The following is an 18,244-nucleotide window of genomic DNA, read 5'->3' as shown; positions in this document are numbered from 1 at the left end:
AATTTTTTATATAGTTTTTTACAAAATAACGAAATATTTTCATATGATTAAATAAGAAAGATTATTCTTTCTATATTTCTTTAAATTAAAAAAGGAGACAGTATGAAATTTAAAAAATTATCTCTTGCAGTTGGTGCAATGACATTATTACCAATGTCTGTTGTTGTATCTTGCAACAAAAAAACTGACGAGCAAAAAACAATTGAAAATTTAAGTAGAATAGCTACTGAAGTAAACAAAGCTAGAGCAGATAAACAAGCTGCAGAAGATGCTAAAAAAGCTGCAGAAGATGCTTTTAAAAAATTGGTTGATAAAGATAACCCAAGCGTTATTACAAGTGAAAAAAGTATTGATACAATTAATTCACTTATAAACCTTGTTAAAGCTGAAAAAACAGCGAATCCATCAATAACAAAAAACGAATTAATTGTTAAAATAACTGACAAATTGATGAATAAAGAATATGTTGGAAATCGTTTAATAGGATCAGAAAATATTCCTGAACAATTAGTTGCTGATATTGAACATCTTGATTGTTTCACATTTTTAGATTATGTAAATGCATTATTAGATGCAACATCATTTAGTACATTTTTAACAAATCTAAAAGCTACAAGATATAATGATTCAGAAGTTCAATACACTAAAAGAAAACACTTTTTTACAGATTGAGAATATGGAACACCTATTGTTAAAAATCTAGTTGCTGAAAAAGCAAATGACCCTGCTTTTGCTGATAAAGTTGTCAAAGTTGTATTTAATAAAAATGGTAAAAGACAAGAAGATGGTACATTAAAAGAAATTCTTAAAGGTGTTCCTATTGTTGAAAATAGAGAAGTTACATATCTAAAAGTTGATGCTATAACAGATGAATTCATGAGTGCAAACTTTAAAGATGGTGATTTAATTATGTTAGCAGCACCTGCTAGTTTAAATGATTGATTAGATGTTACTCACTGTGGATACTTAGTATTCAAAGATGGTAAAGCAATGTATAGAAATGCTTCAAGCAAAAAAACATTAAGAAAAGTTGCTGATATAAATCTTGTTGACTACCTAACAGACAGAAACTTTAATAGTAAGGAAGGAAAACCTTACGAAACACCAAAAGTTCCAGGAATCTTAGTATATAGAACAATTTAACTTTCTAGATAAATATGAAAGACGAAATAAGTTTATTAGACACAGAACAAAGGAATCCTAGAACTTTAAATATCTCTTCATTGAGTTCGGTTGAAATGGTTGAAAAGATCAACTATGAAGACTCATTGGTTCCTAAATTAGTGTTATCCAAAAAACATGAAATTGCAAAAGTGATTGATTTAGCATATGATTGTATAAAAAACAAAAATGGAAGATTGATATATATAGGAGCTGGTACAAGTGGAAGAATAGGTGTTTTAGATGCATCAGAAATTTATCCAACATATGGTGTAAAAAATAAAGTTATTGGTTTAATAGCCGGCGGCTATAAAGCTTTACATACTCCACTTGAAGGTTCTGAAGACAATGAAGAACAAGCTATAAAAGATTTACAAAAAATAGATTTTAATAAAAATGATATTTTAGTAGGTCTAAGTGCTTCGGGAAGAACTCCATATGTTGTTTCCGGATTAAAATATGCTAAACAAATTGCTGCAAAATGTGTATTTGTATGTAATAGTATAAATTCGCCAACTTCAAAATGAGTTGATGTAGCAATTGAAATGGAAACTGGTCCGGAAGCAGTGACTGGTTCAACAAGAATGAAGGCTGGAACAAGTCAAAAAATGGTATGTAATATGATATCATCTTCAACAATGATAAAACTAGGTTATGTTGAAGAAAACTTTATGATTAATTTGGTTCCAACTAATCACAAACTTGAACAAAGATGTATTAATATGATTAAAGAAATCACACACGCAGATGATAAAGATGTTGAAAAAATATTTAAAAAAACTAAAAATGTAAAAATTGCTTTATTAATGATTAAAGAAAATTTAAACTATGATGAAGCAGTAAAAAAATATAAGGATATTTATGGATGAAACTAAATTAGAACAAGCGTGTTTTGAAATTATTTCTTATAGTGGAGAAGCAAAAAGTTTATTTCTTTCTGCAATTGATTTCGCTATGGATTTTGATTTTGAAACAGCAAAAAACAAAATTAAAGAAGGTAAATCGTTTTTGCAAAAAACACATAAGGCGCATGCTGATATGTTAACAGCTGATATAAATGGCGAATTAAAAAAAATGCCTTTAATACTAGTTCATGCTGAAGACCAATTTATGGGTTGTGAACAATCTCTAGTATTAGCTGAAAAAATTATTAAAATGATGCAAAAATTTGAAACCCAATTCAAAAAATAGAAAGGTAAAATATGTTTAAATCTAAACTAAATAAGGTTGTATCATTAACCTTACTAAGCACAATTTTATCAATTGTTGCTACCCTTTCTTTTATTCCAAAATTATTTAGAGAATCTAAAGATAAAATTAAAGATCAATTTATGAATTATTCAGATATTTATTTTATCGCAACAGTTTTCTTAATTGCTTTATTTGCAGGATTAGCCTTATACTTTTGTATTAAATTGGTGATTAGCCAATTAAAAACAAAATGTCCAGAAGGCAGTTGTCCAAAAATGGAAAAAAGAAATAAATTATTAGTTATTATTTTCGCAATTTTATTAACAACAGTTGCTGTTGTATCAACATTATTTACAGCAATTGCTTATAAATATTATCAAAACGATTTAATGGCATTAAGTCATAATGGAATAAAATTTTCAGATGATGTCATTGCAATCGCTACAAAACATAATAATGCAATTAAATATGAATTATTATCATTTGTATTCGTTTATTTTGCAGCATTTTTAGCATTAATAATTGTTAAATTTACATTACAACAAACCGACAAAAAAAATACTAAAAAATGCAATATAGATAATGTAAATTGTGAAAAAAAGGTGTGTGCCTAATGAAAGTATTACTAATATGCTCAGGAGGTATGTCAACACATATTTTAATTAGTTCACTTGAAAAAGAAGCTAAAAAAATGGGTATCGATAATTTCGAAGCTGATGCCATAGGAGCAAACGAAGCTGATGATTACGAAGGTACATTTGATGTTTTATTAGTTGCTCCTCAAATTAAACACAAATGAGAGCAAATGGTCGAATTTGCACAAAGTAAAAATAAAAAAATTTATCAAATTCAAATGACTGAATATAGTCCAATTGGTGCTGGTAAATTACTAACAAATGTAAAGGCTTTATTGGAGGAATAATGAAAACTAAACAAAAAAATTCAAAAATTCAAAAAGCCCTACAACACATTGAAAAAACTTTTATGCCAATTATGGGTAAAATTGGATCTAATAGATATATTGAAGCAATTAGAAATGGTATGATTTCAATCATTCCTATCTTGTTAATTGGTTCAACATTCCTAATCCTATTCTTTTTCCCAATTGGAAAAAAAGAAACATTCGGTATTAATGTACTTATGAATGTACAAGACGGAAGATGGGCATCATTTATGATGTTACCATATCGTCTAACATATCCAATGTTAGGTTTCTTTGCTGTTATAGGTATCGCTAGATCACTAGCAAAATCTTATAAATTAGATGATCAACAAGGTGTTTTAATTGCTATTATAGCTTATATGATTAGTATTGTTGGTCCATCATACAAAGGTATTGGTAATCCAACATTTACAACCGCTAGCTTTGGATCAGCAACTGTATTTGGTGGTATTATTGTATCAATCCTAGCAATTGAAGTATTTAGAGCATGTGTAAAATATAAAATAATGATTAGAATGCCTAAATCAGTTCCAAATGTAGTTGCAAAACCATTTAACGCATTGATTCCAATGTTGTTTGTGATGTTACCAAGTGTATTATTATTTAATGTTTTAAAATTTAATTTACATGGTTACATTAACTTTTTATTCCAACCATTGCAAAACATTTTTGCAGGAAGTAACTATATTGGTTTTATTGTTGTTGTATTATTAATTATGGTTTTATGAATCGCTGGTATTCATGGGGTTGCAGTTATTGGTTCATTGGCAAGACCATTTTGACTAATAGCTCTTGATCACAATACTAATTTATTAGGTTCATTAAAAGTAAATTCACTATATGTAAAAGATGGAGCAAATATTTTGGTTGAACCATTTTTCCAATGATTCGTATGAATTGGTGGTGCTGGTGCAACATTAGGATTAATTATTGTAATGTTATTAATTGCTAAAAGTAAATACATTCGTGCAGTTACTTATTCATCAGTTTTACCAGGTATTTTCAATATCAATGAACCAATTATATTTGGTTATCCATTAGTTCTTAATCCTTACTTAGCATTACCTGCTATCTTATCACCTATTGCAATGGGTACTGTAACATTTATTTGCATGAAATTAAATATTGTTCCAGTTCCTGTACAACTTGTAGGTTGAACATTACCTTCACCAGTTGGTGCATTACTATCAACAGGTCTAAGTTGAGAAGCATGTGTTCTTACATTTATTTTAATAGCTCTTTCAGCATTAATTTGATGACCATTTGCGAAAGCATATGATAACAAAATGCTTAGAGATGAAATTGAACAAGAAATTGAACAAGAAATTGCAACTGCAAAAGCAGAAAATCAAGAGTTTGATGAAATTGCAATTCGCGCAAGAATTACAAAAGAATTAAAAGGAAGATCAATTTTTAAAAGAAAAAAAGTACAAAAATAATTGAACAAAAAACAAAGGAGTTATTATGAATGAACTTATACTCTTTATCACATGATCAGCAGCTCTTACTGTTTCATATCTTGTGACAAATTATTTAAACAAAAACACAAAAATCTTTTCTAAAATTCCTTCATGAATAATAGTTCCTTTACCATTCATAGTATTTTTATTAATTGGATTACCTTTAATGTTTTCTTCTGTTAATTTTGAAATTGTATTATATGCTACCTCTTATCCAACTGTAATTTGCTTCGGAATAACAGTAGCTATATTTATCGATAGATGATTAAAATGACGTGAAAGAAAAGTTCAAAAATTAAATGATGCAAGATATCATGAGCAACATCAAAAGGAATTAAAAAATAAACAAAATAATAAAAAACAAAATGATAAAGAAAATAGATAGGAAAAATATGTTAGGAATATCAATTTATCCAGAAAAACAAGATAAAGATGAAATAATGAAATATTTAGACTTAGCTGCTAAATATAATTTTAAGAGAGTATTTTCTTGTTTGTTAAGTGTAGAAAAAAGTAAAGAAGAAGTTATTAAAGAATTTAGCGAAATAAACGAATATGCCCATAAAAAAGGTTTAATTGTTATATTAGATGTAAATCCACGTGTGTTTTCAACTTTTGGCGCTTCATATGATGATTTAACATTCTTTAAAAGTTTAAAGGCTGATGGAATTAGATTAGATATGGGTTTTGATGGTAAAAAAGAAGCAAATATGACATTTAATGAACAAAATCTAATGATTGAAATTAATATTAGTAATGAGAATAAGTATTTAGACAACATTCTTTCATATAAGCCAAATAAAAATATGTTAATTGCTTCACATAATTTTTATCCTCAAAAATATACTGGATTATCACTAGATTTTTTCACAAATATTACTAAAAAATTTCATGATAACCACATTAAAACAGCAGCCTTTGTTACATCTAAATTTGCTAATGTTGGCCCATGAAAATTAAGTCACGGGTTATGTTCTTTAGAAATATTACGTGACAAATCAATTACTGCACAAACAAAATTTTTATATGCAACACGTTTAATAGACGATATTATTATTGGAGACAGTTTTGCTTCAGAAGCAGAGTTAAAGGCTATGTCTGAAATTAATTCAGAAATTATTACTTTTAAACTTGACAAAAATTCATTGAAGAAAAATACTGAAATTGAAAATACAATATTGTTTGACAATCATCATTTTAGAAGAGGTGATACAAATGATTATAGTGCTCGTTCAACTATGTCACGTGTTAAATATAAAAACGAAACATTTAAACCTCATTCAACACCTGAAATTTTAGAAGTTGGTGATGTCGTTATTTGCAACGAAAACTATGGACAATACAAAGGCGAATTGCAAATTATTTTAAAAAGACAAGACAACATTGAATTAGGCAAAAATGTTGTTGGTAAAATTGTAAAAGAAGAGTTGGATTTATTAAATTACCTCTATGCTTTAGAAAGATTTAAATTTGAAAAATAAAGTAAAAGCAATTGGCTTAATGAGTGGAACAAGTTTAGATGGATTAGACATAGCTTATGTTGAAATATATAAATACAAGCAAATGAAATTCAATTTATTAAAATTTGAAACAATTGCTTATCCAAAAAACTTGAAAAATAGAATTTATCATTCATTCAGTGAACCAATCAATTCTCGTTATCTATGTTCTTTAAATTTTGAAATTGCTAACTTTTATGCCGATGCAATCAATAAATTTTTAAATGACAATACTATAAACAAAAATGAGATTGATTATATTGCTAGTCACGGCCAGACAATTTATCATCTAATGGATCCTTGTAAAGATGAAGCATATAGCACTTTACAATTGGGAGACATTAGTGTGATTGCTCAAAAAACAGGTATAACCACCATTGGTGATTTTAGACCTGCTGACATTGCAAATGATGGTAAAGGAGCACCTCTTGTTCCATATCCGGATTATCTTTTATTTAGAGACGATAAGGAAATAAGATTATTGCAAAATATAGGTGGAATTGGTAATGTAACCGTTCTAGATAATGATTACAATAATGTAATAGCTTTTGATACAGGGCCAGGCAATGTTTTAATTGACATGGCATGTAAATACTTTTTTAACCAAGACTACGATAAAAATGCAATATTAGGCGAACAAGGCGTAATTAATAATAAATTAATAGACTTTTTAAAAAATGATAAATTTTATCAACAAAAACCACCTAAGGCAACAGGAAGAGAAAAATATTCACAAGATTTTTTCAATACTTTAATTACAAAATTTCCTAATATCAATGGGTTTGATTTTATTGCAAGTTTAACATATTTTACAGCTTATACAATTAGTGAATCCTACAAAAACTTTATTATTCAAAATGACAAAAAATATGCTGTTTATCTTTCTGGGGGAGGGGCTAGAAACCCCTTAATTAAAAAATTTTTATCTTCATTATTAAATCCTATTGTTGTTAAAGACTCTTCATCATTAGGTATGAATGTAGATGCTAAAGAAGCAATTTCGTTTGCTATTCTTGGTTATTTAACATTAAAAAAACAACCAAGCAATTTACCAAAGGCAACAGGAGCAAACAAGCCTGTTATTCTTGGTAAAATAGCTTGAGTTTAAAAAAATATATAGTTCTTTAATTAATTTTAAGGAGCTATATATTTTTAATCCTTTATATTATTTTTATTAAATTCAAATTCGACAATTCATTCTAGTGATTTAAAATTTGTTTGTTATACTTTTTTATATATAAAAGAGGTTAAAAACATGAATAAAATTAATGTTTTTTGAATAAGAAATGATTTAAGACTAAATGATAATATAGGTTTAATAAACGCTATTGAAAACACATATAAAAATAAAGATAAATTATTATTATTTTTTAATATTAATAGCGAACAAATAAGAATTAACGAAATAAGTAACGATTATTTTTTTAGTGCTTTAAACATCTTTAATAAAACTTTAAACAGTCAAAATATTAAAATCTTTTTTGCTTATGGTACTCCTGAAGAAGCTTTCAAACACTTATTAAATAATTTTAATATATCCAAATTATTTTTCAATGCTAGTGAAAGAGGCTATGGGCTTAAAAGGGATTTACAAATTCAAAATTTTTTAAAAGATGAAAACATCGAAATATATCGCTATTTAGATCATCATCTTATAGGAGCTCATCAAATTTTAAATCAAAATAATTGTTATTATAAAGTCTTTACAGCGTATTATAATAAATGAAAAAAAATTCCTAAAAAAGCTGTAAAAAAAGTGAATATAGAAAAATTGCAAACAATTATTTTCAATGATTTTCAAAATTCACAAGACAATATTTTAAAATTAATTTTACAAAAAAGAACAAATATTTTTGATAATGAATGTGGTTATAAAAATGCAATGCATTCATTAGAATATTTTGCCAAATATAATTTAGACAACTATTTTGAATTTAGAGATTTTCCTTATATAAATAAAACAAGTAAACTAGCGCAATATTTAACTACAGGTGAAATATCAGTTCGCGAAATTTTTAACATAATAAATATGCAAAAAAATTCCCTCAGTAAAGAAACTTTTATAAAGGAATTATGTTGAAGAGATTTTTATAACATGATATATGCAATAAACCCTAATCAAAAATATGAAGAAAATAATGTTATATTTAGAAATATTAAATATCCAAATAATATTGAATGATTAAAAAAATGACAAAATGGTGAAACAGGGTTTCCAATTATCGATTCTGCTATTATTCAATTAAAAACTACTGGATTTATGCATAATAGATTAAGAATGATTGTTAGTTCCTTTTTGGTTAAGGATTTATTAATTGATTGAAAATATGGTGAAGAATTCTTTAAAAAATATTTAAAAGATTATGATTCTGCTTCAAATATTGGTGGATGACAATGATCAGCATCAGTCGGAACTGACGCAGTTCCTTATTTTAGAATTTTTAATCCTATTTTACAAAGCAAAAAATTTGATCCACAAGGCAAATTTATTCAAAAATACTTGCCTCAATTAAAAAATGTGCCCCTTGAATATATTCATGAACCATATAAAATGAATGAAGAATTAAAAAATAAAATAGGTTTTATAGATAATCAAACATATCCAAAACAAATTGTTGATCATGACATTCAAAGAAAAAAATGTCTAGATTTATATAACATAAAGAAATAACAAATATTTTTCTAAACCGATATTTTATTTCAACTTTGTCTGCATTTTTTTATAAACTATTTTCATTATTTATTAAATTAAAATTAATATAAATTTAAAAAATATTTTGTATTGTAAAATATAAATATTAAAACAATTTAGGAGCGGATATGAACAAAAAAAATATTATTCTTTTTGGAATGCCAAACATAATAAAATTAGCTGAAAGAATTTCAAATTTATTAGAAATACCATTAACCAAAATTTCCAAAACCACCTTTGCTGACGGTGAAGCAATGTTAGTAAGTGATAAAACTGTTCGTGGCAAAGATGTTATTGTTATTGCTAGCACATCGAGACCAGTAAATGATAATTTAATGGATTTACTATTATTTATTGACTCATTAAAAAGAGCTAGTGCAAATAGCATAACAATTGCTATTAGTTATTATGGCTATGCTAGACAAGATAGAAAAGCAAGCGGAAGACAACCAATCGGAGCAAAATTAGTTGCCAATCTACTACAAACAGCTGGAGCAACCAAAATTATTGCTGTTGATTTACATAACCCAGCTATTCAAGGTTTTTTTGATATACCTATTGATGATTTAAGAGGTGCATACACTCTTGCAAAAGCCATAAAAATGTCTAAAGAAAGTTTTACAGTAGTTTCACCCGATCACGGCGGAACTATTAGAGCAAGAAAACTTGCTGAACTTATAGCTGAAACAGTAAAAATTTGTATAATTGACAAAAGACGTATTGGAACTAATCAAACTGAAGTTATGGGTGTGATAGGAGATATTAAAAATCAAAATGCTGTAATTATAGATGATATTATTGACACAGGAGGAACTATTTTAAAAGCTGTGGAAACATTAAAACAAAATGGTGCTAGAAAAATAATTATTGCAGCTACACACGGTATTTTTACAAAAGGTTTTGAATTGTTCGAAAATAATCCTAATGTTGAAAAAGTTATTGTAACTGATTCAATTGATAATTCTCAACTTGAAAAGAAATTTAAAAAACTTCAAATTGTAAGCTTAGATATTTTTCTTTCAAAAGTGATCACATGTTCATTAAACGGAGAATCAATTTCAAATTTATATAAAGAAATTACAGAAATAATTAAAAAATAATCAATAAAAAATTTGTGCAATAACCACAAATTTTTATTTATGCATTTTATATTTATGCCATATGGCTATGTGTTTGTTATATAATAGTTACCATGATTGATAAAACCTACATAATGGAAAAATATAATAATAATATTGAAGAATTAAAAAAATATGCAGAAATGATTTATGAACAAAATAAATATATGAACATTTCTGGTTTTAAAACTATCGAAGAAATATTTGATAATGGAATTATTAGTTCTTTAATTTGTTTAGAAACTTATTTTAATGAAACAAACAAAGAATGAATCAATAAAAAAATATTAGATATTGGTGCGGGGGCTGGCTTTCCCTCTATTCCTTTTTTACTTGTAAATAAGAATTTTGAATTGACTATTTTAGAAAGTCAAAATAAACGTTGTATTTTTTTAAATTCAATTAAAGAAGCTTTTGGTTTGAACAATTTAACAATAATTAATTCAAGAGCTGAAGATTATATAAAAGAAACAAACTCATTTGATTTTATTACAGCCAGAGCATTATCATCTATAAAAAATATATATATGATGTCACACCATTTATTGAAACTAAATGGTTATTGAATATTACCTAAAGGGAAAAAATATAAAGAAGAATTAGAAGAATTTTATTCAAAATTTTATAATCATAATTCTGAAGTATTTACATATAATTACATTTACTCAAATGAACAATCTTATATTATCGAAATTCAAAAAAAACAAGAAACGAACAAAAAATGACCTTTGCAGTGAAAAGATATTCAAAAATATTAATAAGACATTTTTTATAATTTTTTGTTAAAAATATTAATATTTGAACAATTTTTTCTTTATTTTTTATAAATTGCTACTGAGTGTAAAAAGTAGATTGAAAGGAGGAATAATAATGTATTCTAATTTCAATCAATATTTTATGGGACTATTATCCACAAAAGATAAAGTAAATGCAATTAAAACAATATGTAAATTAGAAGATGCTAATGAATGTGCTAAACTCAAAAAAATTAATAATGCTAATTTGGATTTAAATAAAAAAATAACTTTACCATTAAATAAATTAAACAAAGTTTTAAGATTGCTTTCAAAAAATAGTTTATTGATAATAAGAAATGACTTTATTAATAAATATAAATCTAAAAATTGATTTGAACAATATTTTTCTAAAACAACGTATTATAAATATAAGAGAGAAGCTTTAGAGGAATTTTTATATTTATATGTTAATGAATAATATTATTAATTATCCAACGCATTTGGAAAAAGCAAAAACCAATCAAATTCAAGAAATAGATATAACCCAAAAAGATTTTTATGCATATCAAATTCCTTATGTTACAACAATTTTAGAAAACATAAGAAATGATGACTATTATAATATGTCTGTAGGCGAAATAGATATAAAGAGAATGTTTAATAAAAATAAATTTATTTTGATGTTTACATGATCAAATCCATATGAAACATTTTTAAATATAAAACCGGATTGAACAATAACGATAAACAATAAAATTATTGATAACAGTAAAATATTAAACAAATATAAAAACGCTGTATTTACAATACGGAATTCCGAATTAATATACGGTGAACATTTTAATTACAAAGAATTAAAAAATAATAGACCAAAGCGCCTCATTGTACATAGTTTAGTATTAAATTCAGATGAGTTGGGGATCTCATTTGATGAATTAGAAAATATTACAATGAATTTTCACAACAATAAAAATCCAAAAATGCAAGCTTGACAAATTAACAAAATAAAAAAGGCTAAAAATCAACCAATTTTAAATACAAAAGATAATAAAATTAAGGTAAAAATTGCAAGTCAATATCAATTCTTATTTAAAGATTTACCGATGTTTTACAAACCTTTAAAAAATATAGAATATACAAACTTTGATATAGAATTAAATGATTTAAAACAAAGAGAAAAAATAAATAATATCGCAAACATAAAAACAAGCTCATTTGGAAAAAATATTTTAAAATTTTACTCACCTACTAAATATGATAATAGATTTGAAGAATTAGGAAACACCATTAAAGAATATAATAAATTTAAAAATAATTTATTTTCATATGAAAGAAAACCCAGTCTACCTATGTACACTATAGAAATGGATTCAAATCATTTTGAAAAAATTAATAAGAATTTGACGGTTGAAGATGATGTTAACCCTAATAATTGAATTCAATCTAAAAAATTTTATTACAATGATTTTGTAGAATATGACTATAAAACAGAGGAATTAGTTAAAACAGATAAACAAGTGAGTTCTGGTTTAATCATTCCTTATAATTTTAATGGAGATTTCATTACACATTTTAATTTTTATTTCGATGAGGGAGGCAAAAATAATAAAAAAGATTTTATAAATTTATCAATAAATAAAAATCAAAATGTCCCACAAAGTGTATTAAATTATAGTAATGGACAAATTAAATTATCTATTAGAGAAAGTGATGAATTCGAAAAATATGAAGAATCGCCAGTAAATGATAATGCTTATTCATTTGATCTATATGACATTGAAGAATATTTAAAAAATGAATCATTTAATCAAGATTATTTAGACAAGTACTTAATCACAAATAAAAGCTTGTATGAAGAATAAAAATAAAATATTATGATCACTTATTGGCACAACTGTTGGGTTAGCTACTATAACACCAATTATAGTTATATCTGCAAAAAAATATAAAAATAATAGAATTGACATTATTGAAAATAATCAATTAGCAACGTTTCCTAAATTAAACAATTCAAATTACTATAAATATATAAGAATTTTAAATGACAAACCATGTTTTGCTTCTGATTTTATAGCTAATGTTGTAAAAGATATTTTACAAAATATGTATATACCTTCTGGAAATGTTGAATTTTACTACGATAAAACAAATGAACAATCAATAACATTCTATTTTAAATGAACAAGCGGAAATAGCATTATTAAAAAGCAATATAGTTTTGACATTCAGGATTTATTAACAAACAACAAAAATAGACAACAAAATTAATGTTGTCTATTTTTTAATTTTTACGTTCTATTGATTTAAATATTTTTAATTCTTCATCTGTTGCTAAAACAAAATGTTTATTACCTAAATTTTGTCATTTAGGTTGAATTTCATTTGAGTAATTATGCATACTTGCATCATAAACAGAACCGATTAAAGAACCTTTTTTACTTTCAATAGAAGGAACTGCATCAAGTAAACTTTTAGTATATGGATGATAAGGATTATTTACCACTTCATCAGTTGGTCCAACTTCTAATAAAACACCTTTATTTATAACAGCAATTCTATCAGAAATATATTCTACCATTCTTAAATCGTGAGCAATAAACAAAATTGTTAAGTGATATTTTTCTTTTAATTCATTAAAAATATTTATAACTTGAGCTTGAATAGAAACGTCTAAAGCAGAAATTGGTTCATCAGCTATTAATAATTTTGGTTGTAAAACAACTGAACGACAAATTCCAAGTCTTTGTTGTTGACCTCCAGAAAACTCCAAAGGAAAACGACCTAAAACAGATTCATCTAAACCAACTTGCTTTAAAATGTCTATAATTAATCTTTTTTTACATTCCTTTTCAGATAAAGCATCATAAGAATGTCTAGTTTCTTTAGCAATTTTTAAATTTTCAAATAAATTATTATATAAATTTGGGTTCGATTTGGCTCTTTGTTCTATTAAATTATAGGTTTCTTCAAAAACAAAGTTATAAGAGTCTTCAGGGCTTTTTTCGTGTTCTCTAAGAGCTCTAATAAGATTTTTTACAGGTAAATTATCAGGATCAATTCTTTTAATTTCATTAAACAAATCTGTATAAACATTTTGATCATATGTGGTTAAATAAATAAATTTTGAATTTTTAGTATTTGTTAATCCTTCTCCAACAACTTTCTCAACATTTTTATATGGATTTAATGAGTTTGTTGGATCTTGAAAAATCATTTGTACTTTATTAACCATAAAGTCAATTATATCTTTATGTTTTTTACTAAATTTTCAACCTTTTTCAACATTTTTAGGAATTACTCTATCAAGTATTTTTATGTAACCAAATGAATGTGGAGTTAACCCAATAATAGCTCTACCTGTTGTTGATTTACCTGAACCTGATTCACCAACTAAACCTAATATTTCACCTTCGTAAACATTTAAATTTAAATCTTTTATAGCTTTAAATTTTTTAAGTCCCACACCATAATCAACATCTAAGTGTCTCAATTCAACAACAGTTTTAGAATCAGGATAAGCATTTAACATTTCCTCAACACCTTCCCTTATTGGACGAACAATTTTCTTAAATCCCTTTTTCTCAACATAATATTTTTGCATATTATTTCTCACTTTCTTGTTGTTGAACTAACTCTTCTACTTCTTTATTATATTTAAGTGATTTGTTTTTGTAAAACTGATATGTTGCAGGTCCTGCATAAGACTTTTCTTTTGAACCATAAATATTGATTAAATTAGATTCATATTTGTCTCAAAGCATTTTAATAATTTTTGGAGGTTCATACTTTGGTGCTTCTTCATTAATTAAATTTGATTTAACAAAATGCGTTGTGGAAATTTGATAAAATGGAGGTTCTTTTTCAAAATCAATTCCTAGTGCATAATCATTACGAACTGCAAAAGCATCTCCTTTTATACTATTTAAATTTGATGGTACAGCCCCACGTATAACTTGAAGTTTTGTGCCTTTGTTAAAATCAGGCATAGAAACAATTAATCCTCAAGTATATGGATGCTGTGGATTAGTTAAAATTTCTTCTTTTGTTCCACTTTCAACAATTTGTCCTGCATACATAATATTAATAAAATCGGCAATGGATGCAACAACACCTAAATCATGAGTAATGAATGCAATAGAAATATTGAATTTTTCCTGTAATTCGCGAATTATATCTAAAACTAAGGCTTGTACTGTTGGATCAAGTGCTGTTGTTGGCTCATCCATAACTAAAATTTTTGGTTTTAATGAAACTATTGCTGCAATAGCAATACGTTGAATCATACCACCTGAAAGTTCATGTGGGTATAAATTCATTACAGCTTCTGGATTTGAAATTTTAGTCATTTCTAAATATTTAATAGCCTCTTCTCTTGCTTCTTTTTTGTTTTTAACAATTTTGTTAATTAACATTCCTTCCATAATTTGTTTTCCAACTTTCATAGTTGGGTCCAAAATGGACATAGGATTTTGAAAAACAGCTGAAACAACACGACCACGTAATTTAGATTTTTCTCAATTAAATAATGAAAATTCTTGAACCTCTAAACCATATAATTTAACTTTACCACTCTCAATAATAGCATTTGCTCCAGTTAATCCATATAACAATGATGTTATAACAGATTTACCTGAACCCGATTCACCTATAATCGCATGTATTTTACCTTCAAAAATTTTAAATGATGGTCCTCTTAAAACCAAATTCTTTTCTTTAGGATCGGCAGGATTTTTAAATGTTAAATAAATATCTTCAATTTCTGCAGCTATTTTTGTTTCTTTGCCAAAAACAAATTCTGTTTCTGCATTCTCGATATATTTATCTATATCGACACCGTTTTGGTTTGTTTTTTTGACAATATGTAATAGTTCACCAATTTTTCTAAAGCCTTTTGCTATGCTTTTGAAAAAATTAGCCCAAAAATCTTTTATTCTTTTTAAAATATTATTTTTTTTGTCTTTTTTTACCACCATCATTTCTTTAGGTTCTGGCTTCAAATTATAAACTAATGGCTTCATAAAACGTTTTGAATAACCATAATGATTATCAACACTTGTATTTATCTCACCATATTCAGAAACTACATCCTTAATATTCGGATTTTTGATTGATGTGTTTTTATATTTTTCGATATCCATATTTTTTTCTTCTCTAAATTTACTTTCTTGAACAAATTCAATTCTATCTCCAGAAATGCTTTGTTCATTAATATTCACATTTTCTTCTTTTGCTGTAGCGTCAAATGTATTATTAGAAATGTTATTTTCCAAAATACTTGTGTCTATTATCATATTATTTTCGTTTTGTTTTATTGCTTTTTTTGTTGGAGCACTACTTTTTCTAGCTTTGCTCAATCTTGATCTTTTTTTTGCCATAATTATCTTTGTCTCAATAAACTATCTTGAACAGCAGCAGACATCAATTGAATTGATGTTGTTACAATTATTAACATAAATGATGGAATTAAAACAAAACGAGGATAGGTTGTGAATATTTTTGAACCTTCAGTGATTAAATTACCTAAAGTTGGAAGAGAAGGAATAGAAAGTCCAATGAAAGCTAACGATGTCTCTGAAAGTATAATACCCGGAATATGGAAAACAATTTCAGTAACTAATAAAGGAATAACAACTGGTAAATAATTTATAAGAACTTTATATGTAGGTGTTCCTAAAATTTTTGAAGCTGAAACTCACTCAAATGTTTTAGCTCTCATAACTTGTGAACGCATTTGATTTGCAATACCTGTTCATGAAGTAAAAGTCAATGCAAAAACAATTACTCAAAATGTAGGTTTTAAAACAATTGTAAATACAATAAGAATAATTATTGAAGGAACATTTGACACTATTTTGATGAAAAAGGTCATAACTTTATCAAATATTCTAAAATGTCCCATCATAATTCCAATTATTAAACCGATGAAAACTTGAATAAATGTTGCAACAAATGCTAATGCTAATGAATATCTTAAACCTCATCATAATCTTGCGAATAAATCTCTACCTAAAGCATCAGTACCAAAAATATGGCCGTCGGTAAAAAAGGTAAGAAATCTATCTTTTTCTTGAACCAATAAAGGATCTTGTGTAAAGAATGGAATAACTAATGCACATATTATTAGTAATAACAATGTAACAAATCCAAATACTCCCGCAAATGAACGACTAAAACGATAAAAGAATTCAACAAATGGTTTTTTTTGTTTATGTAGGGTTCCTGATTCATGATATTCAAAAATATTACCCATAATTTCTCACTTTTTATAGTTAAGTGGTTGCAATATTGGATTTGGTGCTAAATCGCGACCATGAACATTATTAGGGCTTTCTTTTGCCCTTTTGTTATTAAACAATTTCATAAAACAACCTCCTAACTTCTTCTTCTAATACGTGGATCAATAATTTGATAAAGAGCATCACGCATTGTAAATGATAATATTGTAATAAGTGAGAATAATGTAACCATAAATAAAATGATATTATAGTCTTTTGATGTGATAGCTTGTAATAATAAACCACCAGAACCAGTAATAAAGAAGATTTGTTCAACGAATAATGAACCAATAAAACTTCCGAAAATAACTACTGGGAAAAATGTTGCAATTGGAAATAATGATGGTTTAAGAGCATGAGTTCAAACGAATCTAGTTTTGCTTAAACCTTTTAAATAACAAAATTTAGCATGTTGTGAATTTAACTCACGGTTTAATTCTGTTCTTATATATTTTATATAAACAATAATCGAACCAAGAGATAAAGCTAAACCTGGTAAAACATAAGTTGCAATATTTCGTTCATCAAATAAATATGGTAAATTCATTTTACGGCCAATTAATAATAATCATAAAGCAAATACTAATGAAGGAATTGATGAAAATATTGAAACAACTAGTGTTGCCAAATGATCAGGTAATTTATCAGGATTCATACCAACATAAACTCCTAATGGAATACCAATTACTAAAGTTAACATAACTGAAAAAATTCCAATTAAAAAACTTTTATAAAATCTAATTCAAACAAAATCATTAATTTCACTACCTGGAAATACAGATAAAGAAATTCCAAAATCGCCATTAAATATATTTTTTATATAAATTAAATACCTTTGAAATAGAGGTAAATTTAATCCATATTTAGTTTCAACAGCAATTCTAGCTGAATCATCCAAACCAGCAGTTAATGTTGTTGCACCTGGAATAGAATTAATTAAAAAGAATGTAATTGTAATAACTATTCAAGCAACAACTAAGAATTCGATTAGCATTTTAGCAGTATTATATAATATCTTAGAAGTTGATGATTGTGGATTAAACATTTTTTCGTATCACGTCATTTTACGCCTTTTGCCAACAAAATCAACGTGAGCATTTTGAAGAATATATTTACCTTTTATTTTTTTAAGATTATCTTCATAATTATATCTTGTTTGTTTTTTCAT

Annotated in this window: 19 protein-coding genes; 15 read left to right on the top strand and 4 right to left on the bottom strand. The window is 26.1% G+C overall.

What is annotated here, in order from left to right; all coding sequences use genetic code 4:
• Positions 1-102: 102 nt before the first annotated feature.
• The 15 genes from T388_RS0101590 (at position 103) to T388_RS03815 (ending at position 13,069) form a co-directional block, all read left to right on the top strand.
• A complete protein-coding gene (locus tag T388_RS0101590; RefSeq protein ID WP_027120584.1) occupies positions 103-1,143 on the top strand; it encodes an N-acetylmuramoyl-L-alanine amidase-like domain-containing protein in 1,041 nt (346 codons plus the stop codon).
• Between the two features lie 14 nt (positions 1,144-1,157).
• Positions 1,158-2,036: an N-acetylmuramic acid 6-phosphate etherase gene (gene murQ, locus T388_RS0101585; RefSeq protein WP_027120583.1), complete on the top strand. Its 879-nt coding sequence runs from the start codon at positions 1,158-1,160 to the stop codon at positions 2,034-2,036.
• Positions 2,023-2,352: a PTS lactose/cellobiose transporter subunit IIA gene (locus T388_RS0101580; protein ID WP_027120582.1), complete on the top strand. Its 330-nt coding sequence runs from the start codon at positions 2,023-2,025 to the stop codon at positions 2,350-2,352. The genes murQ and T388_RS0101580 overlap by 14 nt, the downstream gene beginning before the upstream one ends.
• An 11-nt stretch (positions 2,353-2,363) precedes the next feature.
• Entirely contained in the window at positions 2,364-2,966 is a 603-nt protein-coding gene (locus tag T388_RS0101575) for a hypothetical protein (protein WP_027120581.1), read from the top strand.
• Positions 2,966-3,274: a PTS sugar transporter subunit IIB gene (locus T388_RS0101570; protein WP_027120580.1), complete on the top strand. Its 309-nt coding sequence runs from the start codon at positions 2,966-2,968 to the stop codon at positions 3,272-3,274. Before T388_RS0101575 ends, T388_RS0101570 begins: the two co-directional genes overlap by 1 nt.
• Positions 3,274-4,734, top strand: coding sequence for a PTS sugar transporter subunit IIC (locus T388_RS03675; protein WP_051586186.1), 1,461 nt, complete (start codon positions 3,274-3,276; stop codon positions 4,732-4,734). Before T388_RS0101570 ends, T388_RS03675 begins: the two co-directional genes overlap by 1 nt.
• A gap of 25 nt (positions 4,735-4,759) precedes the next feature.
• On the top strand, positions 4,760-5,140 hold the full coding sequence (locus tag T388_RS0101560; protein WP_027120579.1) for a hypothetical protein: 381 nt from the start codon (positions 4,760-4,762) through the stop codon (positions 5,138-5,140).
• Positions 5,141-5,147: 7 nt separating this feature from the next.
• The gene (locus T388_RS0101555) at positions 5,148-6,236 is read left to right on the top strand and encodes a DUF871 domain-containing protein (RefSeq protein ID WP_027120578.1); all 1,089 of its coding nucleotides are present in this window, start codon (positions 5,148-5,150) and stop codon (positions 6,234-6,236) included.
• Complete coding sequence (locus T388_RS0101550; protein ID WP_084489751.1) at positions 6,226-7,362, top strand: anhydro-N-acetylmuramic acid kinase; 1,137 nt, start codon at positions 6,226-6,228, stop codon at positions 7,360-7,362. Before T388_RS0101555 ends, T388_RS0101550 begins: the two co-directional genes overlap by 11 nt.
• Before the next feature lie 147 nt (positions 7,363-7,509).
• Positions 7,510-8,925 carry a cryptochrome/photolyase family protein gene (locus tag T388_RS0101545; RefSeq protein ID WP_027120576.1) on the top strand — a complete coding sequence of 472 codons (1,416 nt, stop codon included), beginning with the start codon at positions 7,510-7,512 and terminating at the stop codon, positions 8,923-8,925.
• Between the two features lie 149 nt (positions 8,926-9,074).
• A complete protein-coding gene (locus T388_RS0101540; RefSeq protein WP_027120575.1) occupies positions 9,075-10,046 on the top strand; it encodes a ribose-phosphate pyrophosphokinase in 972 nt (323 codons plus the stop codon).
• A 92-nt stretch (positions 10,047-10,138) separates the two neighbouring features.
• The gene (rsmG, locus tag T388_RS0101535; protein ID WP_036456810.1) at positions 10,139-10,822 is read left to right on the top strand and encodes a 16S rRNA (guanine(527)-N(7))-methyltransferase RsmG; all 684 of its coding nucleotides are present in this window, start codon (positions 10,139-10,141) and stop codon (positions 10,820-10,822) included.
• A 112-nt stretch (positions 10,823-10,934) separates the two neighbouring features.
• Positions 10,935-11,279, top strand: coding sequence for an MG284/MPN403 family protein (locus T388_RS0101530; protein WP_027120573.1), 345 nt, complete (start codon positions 10,935-10,937; stop codon positions 11,277-11,279).
• Complete coding sequence (locus T388_RS0101525; protein ID WP_027120572.1) at positions 11,266-12,663, top strand: MHO_1580 family protein; 1,398 nt, start codon at positions 11,266-11,268, stop codon at positions 12,661-12,663. The genes T388_RS0101530 and T388_RS0101525 overlap by 14 nt, the downstream gene beginning before the upstream one ends.
• On the top strand, positions 12,653-13,069 hold the full coding sequence (locus tag T388_RS03815; protein ID WP_051586185.1) for an MHO_1590 family protein: 417 nt from the start codon (positions 12,653-12,655) through the stop codon (positions 13,067-13,069). Before T388_RS0101525 ends, T388_RS03815 begins: the two co-directional genes overlap by 11 nt.
• A gap of 13 nt (positions 13,070-13,082) precedes the next feature.
• On the opposite strand, the gene T388_RS0101515 is transcribed toward T388_RS03815, so the two are convergent.
• From T388_RS0101515 to T388_RS0101500, 4 genes are all read right to left on the bottom strand, one after another.
• The gene (locus tag T388_RS0101515) at positions 13,083-14,402 is read right to left on the bottom strand and encodes an ABC transporter ATP-binding protein (protein ID WP_027120571.1); all 1,320 of its coding nucleotides are present in this window, start codon (positions 14,400-14,402) and stop codon (positions 13,083-13,085) included.
• Position 14,403: 1 nt separating this feature from the next.
• Positions 14,404-15,819 carry an ABC transporter ATP-binding protein gene (locus T388_RS0101510; RefSeq protein WP_051586188.1) on the bottom strand — a complete coding sequence of 472 codons (1,416 nt, stop codon included), beginning with the start codon at positions 15,817-15,819 and terminating at the stop codon, positions 14,404-14,406.
• Between the two features lie 359 nt (positions 15,820-16,178).
• Positions 16,179-17,162: an ABC transporter permease gene (locus tag T388_RS0101505; RefSeq protein WP_027120569.1), complete on the bottom strand. Its 984-nt coding sequence runs from the start codon at positions 17,160-17,162 to the stop codon at positions 16,179-16,181.
• 11 nt (positions 17,163-17,173) lie between these two features.
• A complete protein-coding gene (locus T388_RS0101500) occupies positions 17,174-18,244 on the bottom strand; it encodes an ABC transporter permease (protein ID WP_027120568.1) in 1,071 nt (356 codons plus the stop codon).

This window comes from Mycoplasmopsis lipofaciens ATCC 35015, assembly GCF_000686585.1.
GTDB lineage: Bacteria > Bacillota_I > Bacilli_A > Mycoplasmatales > Metamycoplasmataceae > Mycoplasmopsis > Mycoplasmopsis lipofaciens.
The sequence above is the reverse complement of the archived record's forward strand: the minus strand, read 5'-3'. Positions and strand labels throughout refer to the sequence as shown.